The organism is Kineosporia rhizophila (genome assembly GCF_021277265.1).
Taxonomy (GTDB): domain Bacteria; phylum Actinomycetota; class Actinomycetes; order Actinomycetales; family Kineosporiaceae; genus Kineosporia; species Kineosporia rhizophila.
In genome coordinates this window covers 44668-53905 of sequence record NZ_JAJSOH010000006.1, presented here as the reverse complement: position 1 = coordinate 53905, position 9238 = coordinate 44668, and the positions used below count along the sequence as shown (strand labels likewise).

The window sequence follows — 9238 nt, the reverse complement described above, 5'->3', positions numbered from 1 at the left end:
GTCAGATCAACCCATCCGTGCTAGTTCGTCGGCGCGTCGGTCCTTACCCGGATCACTCCGGTCCCGCAGTGGCTCAGCTCTGGCTGAGCCCTGGCTCAGCTCTGGCTCAGCCCTGCTCGATCAGCGCGAGGGCCCGGGCGGGACAGAGCCGGACCGCCTGGCGGGCAACGCTTTCGTGCTCCGGCGGTGGTCGGTGGGCGAGGGTGACCACGATGCCCTCGTCGTCCTGGTCGAACAGCGCGGGCGCGATCATTGCGCACTGCCCGGCGCCCACGCAGGCGTCCCGGTCGGCCTGGATGTCCGGCATCGTCACTCTCCCGTCCGCTGCTTCACCGGCGACGGCGGATCAGGGTGATCCCGTCGGCCATCGGCAGCAGCGAGATGTCCACGCGCTCGTCGTCCAGCAGCGCCTGGTTGAACCCGCGCACCGCGACCGTGTCCGGGTCGTCGTGGCCCGGGTCGAACACCCGGCCGAAGAACAGCGTGTTGTCCACCACGATCAGCCCGGCCTTGCTGACGAGACGCAACGCGGCCTCGTAGTAGGCGGGGTAGCCGGACTTGTCCGCGTCGATGAAGATCAGGTCGAAACCACCCCGACCGTAGTCGTTCTCCACTTCCTGCAAGCTCACGGCGGCGTCCCCGAAGCGTTCCTCGATCCGGTCCGCCACTCCCGCCCGCTGCCAGGCCGGGCGGGCGATGGGCGCCCAGCGGTCGGTGATGTCGCAGGTCACCACCCGGCCCCCCGGAGACAGCGCGCGGGCCAGGCACAGCGTGCTGTAGCCGGTGAAGGTGCCGATCTCCAGCAGCATGCGGGCCGGGGTCAGCCCGGCCAGCAGCCCCAGCAACTGCCCCTCCTCGGGCGGCACCTGCATGGCCTCGCCCCAGGGCAGCTCGGCGGTGGTCTGTCGCAGGTCGCGCAGCACCTCGTCCTCCCGCAGGGACACCGCCCTCAGGTAGCCGGTCAGCTCGGCCCCGGTCGCCAACTGCTCGGCCACGGCTCCCACCTCGTCTCGAACGGGCTGTCGGCTCTCGTGGAGGAACTGAGAAGGCCGACCAGCAGCGCGGTCACGTACTCGATCACGATGTGCGCCCGAACAGCGTCGGCGAGCTCAGCCGCATCGTGGTCGGGGCGGGGTGGGCGGTGGGCACCAGGTGCAGGTGCTGCAGCCCGTCCGGAGCGGTTCCGGAATCGAGCCCGGCCAGGCAGGCGCACGTCGCGTCCTCGAAACCGGCGAAGCGATAGGCGATGTCCATCATCCGGTTGCGCTCGGTGCGCCGGAAGTCCCCGGCCAGGTGCACCCCTGCGGTGTGCGCGGCATCGATCAGCCAGTTCAGGATCACCGTGCCGGCGCCGAAGCTCACCACCCGGCAGGAGGTCGCCAGCAGCCTGAGCCGCCACAGCCCGGGTCTGCGTTCCAGCAGCAGCACGCCCACCGCGCCGTGCGAGCCGAACCGGTCCGACATCGAGACCACCAGCACCTCGTGCTCCGGGTCGGCGGTCAGGTCTTGTAGTTCATCGCCGGAGTAGGGCACGCCGGTGGCGTTCATCTGGCTGGTCCGCACGGTCAGCTCCGAGACGCGGGCCAGTTCGGCGGCGTCGGCCCGGCGGATCTGCATCTCGATGTCGAGCGAGCGCAGGAAGTCCTCGTCCGGTCCGGGGAAGTCGCTGCGGGCCGCGTCCCGGCGGAAACCCGCCTGGTACATCCGGCGCCGTTCCCGGGCGTCGCCGGTGACCTCGGGGTCGAACTCCGGCCGGGCGGCCAGCTGCGCCAGCTCGGCCGCGTCGTAACACCGCACGTCCGGCAGCCGGGCGGAGACCTCGGCGCGCTCGGCCGGCTGGTCGTCCACGAACGCGACGGCCGAGGTGGCGAAGTTCAGCCCCTCGGCGATCCGGCGCACCGACTCCGACTTGGCCCCCCAGCCGATCTCCGGCAGCACGAAGAACTCGGCCAGCCCGAGCGCCTCGAGCTGGGCCCAGGCCAGGTCCTGGTCGTTCTTGCTGGCCACCGACTGCAGGATGCCCCGGGAGTCGAGGAGGGCCACCAGCTCGCGGATCTCGTCGGTCAGCACCACCTGGTCACCCTCCAGCAGGGTGCCTCGCCACAGGGTGTTGTCCAGGTCCCAGACCAGGCACTTCACCGGCGTGGTGACGGCCGTACTCGTCGGACTGTTCATCTGCTCACCCCGGCCAGGACGTGACCGGCCAGAAGGGTCCGGCAGATCTCGGTCGTCCCCTCGATCAGTTCCATCAGCCGGGCGTCGCGGTGCGCCCGGGAGACCACGTGCCCGTCCTGCGCCCCGGCCGAGCCGAGCACCTGGGCGGCCAGCGCCGAGCCGTGCGTGGCCCGGGTCGCCGCCACCTGCTTGGCCAGCACCGTGGCGATCACCAGGTCCGGCGAGCGGTCGTCCCAGCGCCGGCTGGCCGCCTGGCAGGCCCAGGTGGCCGAGCGCTCGGCCACCAGCAGATCGGCCAGATGACCGGCCACCAGCTGGTGCTGGCCGAGCGTGCGCCCGAACTGCTGGCGGGTGGCGGCGTGGGCGGAGGCCGAGGCCAGGCAGGCGCGCAGGATGCCCACGCACCCCCAGGCCACCGACAGCCGGCCCGAAGCCAGGGCCGTGGTGATCAGCATGGGCAGCGCCTGGTCACCACCGCCCAGGACGGCGGAGGCGGGCAGACGGACGCCGCGCAGGCTCACGTCGGCGTGACCGGCCGCCCGGCACCCGGAGGGCGCCGGTAGCGGTCGTAGAGACATTCCGGGAGCATCGGCCGGGACGACAACCGCCGCCGCGCCGTCCTGGTGCCGACCGATCACCACGATCATGTCCGCGTAGGTGGCGGCCGTCGTCCACAGTTTGTCGCCCTCGATCACCACCTCGTGCCCGTCCGTGCGGATCGTGGTGCTGATCGCCGACAGGTCACTTCCGGCCTGTGCCTCGCTGAACGCCACCGCGGCCAGGGCCCCACCACTCAGGCGGGGCAGCCATTCGCCGCGCTGGTCCTCGCTGCCCAGCCGCTCGATCACCCAGGCCGCCATGCCCTGAGAGGTCAGGACGCTGCGCAACGACGAGCACTGCGCGCCCACCCGGGCGGTGAACTCCCCGTTGGCCGAGCTGGTGGCGCCGCGCCCTCCGTACTGGCGCGGGACCTGGGTGCACAGTGCTCCGGCGGCCGACATCCGGCGCAGGAGAGCGACCGGCAGCCGGCCGTCCAGGTCCCACTGACCGGCCTGGCCGGCCACCCAGTCCTCGACCTGCCGGGCCAGATCGTCCAGGTCGTCCGGGCCGTCCGATGGCTCCAGGTGATCCGGCCGCGGCCCGGGTTGGGTGAGCGCCATCAGGCCGGCTGCTCGCGCAGCCGCTGCACCAGGGCGGAGATCCGCTCGACGGTGCGGAAGTTGGCCAGCTTGAGGTCGGGGCCGGTGATGGCGATCCCGTAGGTGGCCTCCAGATGCACGATCAGCTCCATGGCGACCACCGAGGGCACCAGCCCGGAGGCGAACAGGTCCTCGTCCCGGGGCACCGGCGCCTTCACGATCCGGGACAGGTGCTCGGCCACCTCGTCACCGATCCGCTGAGTCTGCTGAGTCTGCTGGTTCGTGCCGACTCCCGTATCGCTGCTCACAGCGCCACCTCTCCGTATTCGTAGAAACCGCTTCCGCTCTTGCGGCCCAGCCGGCCGGCGCGGGCCATCTCGACCAGCAGCTCGCACGGCCGGTAGTGGGGGTTGCCGGTGCGGGCGGCCAGCACGCCCAGAGCGTCGACGAGGTTGTCGATGCCGATCAGGTCGGCGGTGCGCAACGGCCCGGTGGGGTGGCCCAGGCAGCCCTGCATCAGCTGGTCCACCGCCTCGACCGGCGCGGTGCCGGCCGCGACCAGGCGGGCCGCGTCGTTGATCAGGGGGTGCAGCAGGCGGCTGGTGACGAAGCCGGGCGAGTCCTGGACCACCATCACCCGGCGCCCCAGCCGGCCGAGCAGCTCACTCACCCGTTCCAGGGTGACCTGGGAGGTACGCGGGCCCCGGACGGTCTCGACCATGCCGATCAGGTACGCGGGGTTCATGAAGTGCGTGCCGATCACGTCCTCGGGACGGGCGGTCGAGTCGGCCAGCTCGTCCACCGGGATCCCGGAAGTATTGGTGATCAGCGGGGTTCCGGGGGGCACCCGGTCGGACAGCTCGGTCAGCAGCTTGGTCTTGGCCGCCGCCTCCTCGACGATCGCCTCGATCACGGCGCTCGCCCCGCTCACCGCCTCCAGGTCCTGCGTCAGCACCAAGTCACCTGGACCGGTGGGATCGGTGGGCTCGGAGAAGGCGCCCAGCAGGTTCCCGTGCCGGATCTGGCGGTGCACCCGATCGGCCGCCGTGCCCAGAACGGTGGCGTCCTGGTCGACGAGGACCACCGGCAACCCCTGCCCCAGCACCATGGCGGCGATGCCGGTGCCCATCACCCCGGCTCCGACGATCACCAGCCGGTCCACCGGGCCCCGGGCGTCCGTGTTCGTGTCCACCTTTGCCTCCGCGTGAGTGTCGGACGACCTCCCACGAAGCCTGGGACACCGCGGCCGGGCCGGACAACGCCTCAACGAGTTCTCTAGGGAAACCATCACGGGCCGGGCGGACCTGGTGAATCTAGGGGCATCACGGCACCCTGGACGCTTGGCTGGAGGATCCACCCGACACCCCGACAAGGACGGCGACTGACGTGATCGATTCCGAACCGGACCCCCGGCTCTGGCTGCGCCGGTACGTCCCGGCCCCCGAAGCCCGCACCCGGCTGGTCTGTTTCCCGCACGCCGGCGGTGCGGCCAGCTACTTCCACCCGATCGCCACCGCGCTGGCCCCGCAGACCGACGTGATCTCGCTGCAGTATCCCGGGCGGCAGGACCGCCGGCACGAGCCGCTGCTGCCGGACGTGGCCACGATGGCCGACCAGATCACCGCGGTGCTGGCGACCCAGGAACCGTTGCCGACCGTCCTGTTCGGTCACAGCCTGGGCGCCACCCTGGCTTTCGAGGTGGCCTGGCGTCAGGAGCAGGCCGGCCGCGCTCCGGTGTCGCTGGTCGCCTCGGGCCGACGAGGACCGGGCACCACGCGCGACGAGGCGGTGCACCGACTGGACGACGAGGGCCTGCTGGCCGAGATCAGGTCGATGGACCCGGGCAATGCCGCGCTGCTGAACGACGAGATCATGCGGATGTCGTTGCCGGCCATCCGCAGCGACTTCCGGGCGGCCGAACTGTACACCCTGCCGGGCGAGCGCCGGCTCTCCTGCCCGATCACGGTGCTGGTGGGTGACCGCGACCCCAAGTGCACGGTGGACGAGGCCCGCGAGTGGCAGGAGCACACCCGCGACCGGTTCCGCATCCGGGTGTGGCCCGGTGGCCATTTCTACCTGACCGAACACGCTTCCGCGGTCACCGAGGAACTGCGCACCGCGGCACTGGTCGAACACTGACCAGAAAGGCCGGTCCGCCGAGGGAGAACCTCGGCGGACCGGCCTTGTGCGGACGTGTTATTCGGCGATCCGGGTACGGCCGCACCAGGCGAACACCGGCATCTCCTGGCCGTCGACGTGACGCACCTCGCCGTGGTGGCGGAAGTGCTCGTACCCGGCGGCAAAGGCGATCTTCACGGTCTCCGCCAGGTTCTGGACCTCGACGATCCCGCTTCCCATGGCTGTCTCCGGGCCACCTGTCAGCAAGGCCTTCATCGTGTGCATGACCTGTCCTCCGATTGCGTCGTCCGGCCCGGCACCGCTGCCGGGATCCTCTGTGGGGTGGACCGATTGGGGTACGTCACCAGCCCGCGTCCAGAACCATCTCGCTGTACCGGCGCTCGTCACTGGCGCGGCGCAGGTCGGACTCGACCATCATCCGGATCAGCTCGGGGAAGTCGACCGACGGCGCCCAGCCCAGCTCGGCCCGGGCCTTGCCGAAGTCGGCGCACAGCGTCTCCACCTCGGCGGGGCGGACCAGGGCGGGATCGATGACGACGTGGTCGTGCCAGTTCAGGCCGGCGCACTCGAAGGCGATCCGGACGGCGTCGCGCACCGAGTGCATCTGCCCGGTTCCGATCACGTAGTCGGCCGGGTCGTCCTTCTGCAGCATCAGGTGCATGGCCCGCACGTAGTCGCCCGCGAAGCCCCAGTCGCGCACCGCGTCGAGATTGCCCAGGAACAGCTTGTCCTGCAGACCCAGCTTGATCTGGGCCACCGCGATGGTGATCTTGCGGGTGACGAACTCGGCTCCCCGCCGCGGTGACTCGTGGTTGAACAACATGCCGGAGACGCCGTACATGCCGAAGGACTCGCGGTAGTTGCGGGTGATGAAGTGCCCGTAGGCCTTGGCCACCCCGTAGGGGCTGCGCGGGTAGAACGTGGTGGTCTCGCACTGCGGGCTCTCCGCCACCATGCCGAACATCTCCGAGGAGGAAGCCTGGTAGAAGCGGATCCGGTTGCTGCGCTCGGGGGTTCGCGAGGTGTCGTAGCCGCTGACCGTGCGGATCGCCTCCAGCATCCGCAGCACCCCCATCCCGTTCACCTCGGTCACCAGTTCGGCCTGGCGCCAGGACATCGGGACGAACGAGATCGCGCCCAGGTTGTACACCTCGTCGGGCTGGATCCGGTCCACCGCCGAGGTCAGGCTGGCCTGGTCGAGCAGATCGCCCTCCAGGAAGGACAGTTCACCGGCCAGTCGGCTGACCCGGGAGCGGCGGGGGTTGGCCTGCCCGCGCACCAACCCCCACACCTCGTACCCCTGGGCCAGGAGATGCTCGGCCAGATACGAACCGTCCTGTCCGGTGATTCCCGTGATCAGTGCCCGTTTCGTCATCAGGACCTCTCCCTCGCCGCGGTCGCCGGGCCCGCACCGCGGGCGCTCAGGCCCTTCGGGGGAACCACCGAAGTGAGACCAATGTCGCAACCTCGTGGCGGCCGGGCAACGAAATCCGCTATTCGCTAGGGGAAGACACAAAGATGAGGACGGCGCCCGGCTCAGGCCCCGAGCCGGGCCCGGTCGTCCCGGGCCGGCCGCGGCCCGGGCCCGGCGAGACCGGCCCGGCCGGTGATGCCGAGCTTGCGGTAGACGCTGGTGAGGTGCATCTCGACGGTACGCAGCGAGATCACCAGGGTGGCGGCGATCTCGCGGTTACTGGTGCCGGCGGCGGCCAGCCGTGCCACCTGCTCCTCGCTGGGGGTCAGGACACCGCCGCGGCGGGAGCGCGGAAGCACCCGGGTCTGGGTGGCCAGCTGGGCCGCAAGCCGGATCCAGGGCCTTTCCTGTTGCAGCACGGTCGGTTCGGCAACCACCCGGGCCTGCCGCCGTTCGCACCTGAGCAGGGCCGGCGCGGCCGCCGTCCACCACGGCAGCTGTTGCGGCCCGCCCGGTCCGGCCTCGGGCATCATCCACCCGCACTCCCGGGCCCGGCCCAGCGCCACGGCCAGGTCGCTGACGGTCGGGGCGGGCCGCGGGAACTGGGAGCCTCGATCAAAAGGGGACGCTACGCCGTCCTCAATGGTCTGCTGCTGAGAGGTGTTTCGGCGGTGGGCGCTGCTTCCCGGCCGCACCGGGGCCTCGTGGCAGGCCAGAATGAGCAGGGCCGACTCCACCTGGATGCGCTCGGCACCGCTGCCGGGCGCACCGGCCAGGTCGTTCAGCACCGACCTCAGCTCGGCCATCGCCTCCGCGACGGTACCCAGCAGGATCGCCGACTTGCCCAACTGCACGGCCAGAGCGGCCCGCACCCGTACTCCCGGCCCGGTGCGCAACGCCTCCTGCACCAGGCGGTGGGCGCGGCCGGGTTCCAGATGGGCCAGGACCCGGGCGTAGGCCACCAGGTCCTCGACGTCACGCTCGCCGGTCTCGACCAGACGGGCCCGGCAGCGCACCGCCCCGGTCACGTCGCCGGCCCGTTCGGCCTGGTCGGCGACCTGCCGCAGGATCTCCTTCATCCAGGGCTCGGCCACCGTGGGAAGCCGCAGCAACACCTCCCCCACCTGCTCGGCGGCCGCTCCGGTGTCGTTCAGCAGCCGCGCCGCCCGTTCGTGCCGGGCGGTGCGGGCGCTCGCTCCCATGCCCTCGAGCACCGCCTCGCGGACCTGTTCGGGCATCCTGGCCCGGCTCTCGAGCAGGCCCTCGTGCTGCAGCAGTTCCAGTGAGCCGGGGATCAGAGCGGCCGGCACGGGAGCCAGCAGGGCGAGCACTTCGGTGTCAGGCTGTCCCAGCACCGCCAGCGCCTCGGCCAGGCGTCGCACGTGCGGGGGATGGCCCCGCAGTACCGATTCGGTGTGATCGGCCAGCAACTGCGCGCCGACCTCGGCCAGGGTCTCCATCCCGGCCGGGCCGGGCGGGCAGGCGACCTCCTGCAACCGCGTGAGCAGGCGATGCAGCAGACCGGGCAGGCCCACGCTGAGCCGCCGGCACTCGTGGGCGAAGAGCACGTCGACGGCCGGTGTCCAGGACCGCACCAGCCACTCGTAGACATCGTTGTCCTCGACCGCGTCAAGGACCAGGCTCCGCCGCTGCACGGACGGGCCGGCCGCGTCCAGCAGGCGGTGCCACTGCGGCAGCAGGGCCGGTCTCTGACTCATGACCAGCAGCAACGGCAGCCCGCGGCACCGTCTGAGCAGAAGCTCCAGCCAGCGCAGGGACGCCTCGTCGCACCAGTGGGCCTGTTCCAGGACCACCACCACCGGACCCTGCCGCAGGTGGTCGGAGAAGATCCGGAAGTACGACTGCGAAAGTCGTTGCGGTATGAGAGGACCCTCGACCGTCTGCCCGGTGAGCCGCTGCAGCGCCTCGTAACCCAGGTCCGCCTCGACGGCTCGGCAGGAGTGGCGGCGCACCTGGGCACCGGCCGCTCGCACCTTGCGCACGAACGTGGCCAGGAGCTCACCGGCACCGCCACCGGACGGCCCCTCGACCACGACGCACCGGGTCTCCCCACGCGCCGCGGCCGCGTACTCGGCCATCAGGAAATCCAAATCGCCCGCTCGCACGGTATTTTGGACAGAGGTCCGAATCTGGCTGGACCAACTGTCGGCGTCAGGTGACAACACTGTCATTCGACGGCCTCCCACGTGGTTGGCTGAGCGTCAGCAGGTCGGGCAGCGCGCTCGCAGACCGGCCGGGCCTTGGCAGTTTCTCTGAATCAGACTGTCGCGCACAACATTGCACACACCGCGTACGACCGCAGGTTCCCGGTGATGGTCCACCGCCTGCGTCGGCGACAGCTTAACTGCGG

10 protein-coding genes are annotated in these 9238 nt (G+C 71.0%); 1 reads left to right on the top strand and 9 read right to left on the bottom strand.

What is annotated here, in order from left to right:
* Positions 1-106: 106 nt before the first annotated feature.
* From LWF15_RS11780 to LWF15_RS11755, 6 genes are all read right to left on the bottom strand, one after another.
* Entirely contained in the window at positions 107-307 is a 201-nt protein-coding gene (locus LWF15_RS11780; protein WP_232810497.1) for a ferredoxin, read from the bottom strand.
* 22 nt (positions 308-329) lie between these two features.
* Complete coding sequence (locus LWF15_RS11775; protein ID WP_232810496.1) at positions 330-995, bottom strand: O-methyltransferase; 666 nt, start codon at positions 993-995, stop codon at positions 330-332.
* Positions 996-1077: 82 nt separating this feature from the next.
* Positions 1078-2175: an HAD-IIIC family phosphatase gene (locus LWF15_RS11770; RefSeq protein WP_232810495.1), complete on the bottom strand. Its 1098-nt coding sequence runs from the start codon at positions 2173-2175 to the stop codon at positions 1078-1080.
* The gene (locus LWF15_RS11765; protein ID WP_232810494.1) at positions 2172-3335 is read right to left on the bottom strand and encodes an acyl-CoA dehydrogenase family protein; all 1164 of its coding nucleotides are present in this window, start codon (positions 3333-3335) and stop codon (positions 2172-2174) included. The genes LWF15_RS11770 and LWF15_RS11765 overlap by 4 nt, the downstream gene beginning before the upstream one ends.
* Positions 3335-3622, bottom strand: a complete 288-nt coding sequence (locus LWF15_RS11760; protein ID WP_232810493.1) for an acyl carrier protein — start codon at positions 3620-3622, stop codon at positions 3335-3337. Before LWF15_RS11760 ends, LWF15_RS11765 begins: the two co-directional genes overlap by 1 nt.
* On the bottom strand, positions 3619-4506 hold the full coding sequence (locus tag LWF15_RS11755) for a 3-hydroxyacyl-CoA dehydrogenase family protein (RefSeq protein ID WP_232810492.1): 888 nt from the start codon (positions 4504-4506) through the stop codon (positions 3619-3621). Before LWF15_RS11755 ends, LWF15_RS11760 begins: the two co-directional genes overlap by 4 nt.
* Positions 4507-4700: 194 nt before the next feature.
* On the opposite strand from LWF15_RS11755, the gene LWF15_RS11750 reads away from it, so the two are divergent.
* Entirely contained in the window at positions 4701-5453 is a 753-nt protein-coding gene (locus tag LWF15_RS11750; RefSeq protein WP_232810491.1) for a thioesterase II family protein, read from the top strand.
* A gap of 57 nt (positions 5454-5510) precedes the next feature.
* Here LWF15_RS11750 and LWF15_RS11745 read toward each other — a convergent pair whose 3' ends face one another.
* The 3 genes from LWF15_RS11745 to LWF15_RS11735 all read right to left on the bottom strand — a co-directional run bounded on the left by LWF15_RS11745 (position 5511) and on the right by LWF15_RS11735 (position 9059).
* Positions 5511-5708, bottom strand: a complete 198-nt coding sequence (locus LWF15_RS11745) for a DUF5988 family protein (protein WP_269810034.1) — start codon at positions 5706-5708, stop codon at positions 5511-5513.
* A gap of 85 nt (positions 5709-5793) precedes the next feature.
* Positions 5794-6828: a GDP-mannose 4,6-dehydratase gene (locus LWF15_RS11740; protein WP_232810489.1), complete on the bottom strand. Its 1035-nt coding sequence runs from the start codon at positions 6826-6828 to the stop codon at positions 5794-5796.
* A 161-nt stretch (positions 6829-6989) separates the two neighbouring features.
* Entirely contained in the window at positions 6990-9059 is a 2070-nt protein-coding gene (locus tag LWF15_RS11735; protein WP_332879893.1) for a helix-turn-helix transcriptional regulator, read from the bottom strand.
* Positions 9060-9238: the final 179 nt, after the last annotated feature.

Coding starts and splice junctions, on each gene's coding strand:
- LWF15_RS11735 (WP_332879893.1), bottom strand. CDS start 9,059: ATGACAGTGTTGTCACCTGACGCCGACAGTTGGTCCAGCCAGATTCGG.
- LWF15_RS11780 (WP_232810497.1), bottom strand. CDS start 307: ATGCCGGACATCCAGGCCGACCGGGACGCCTGCGTGGGCGCCGGGCAG.
- LWF15_RS11740 (WP_232810489.1), bottom strand. CDS start 6,828: ATGACGAAACGGGCACTGATCACGGGAATCACCGGACAGGACGGTTCG.
- LWF15_RS11745 (WP_269810034.1), bottom strand. CDS start 5,708: ATGAAGGCCTTGCTGACAGGTGGCCCGGAGACAGCCATGGGAAGCGGG.
- LWF15_RS11770 (WP_232810495.1), bottom strand. CDS start 2,175: ATGAACAGTCCGACGAGTACGGCCGTCACCACGCCGGTGAAGTGCCTG.
- LWF15_RS11765 (WP_232810494.1), bottom strand. CDS start 3,335: ATGGCGCTCACCCAACCCGGGCCGCGGCCGGATCACCTGGAGCCATCG.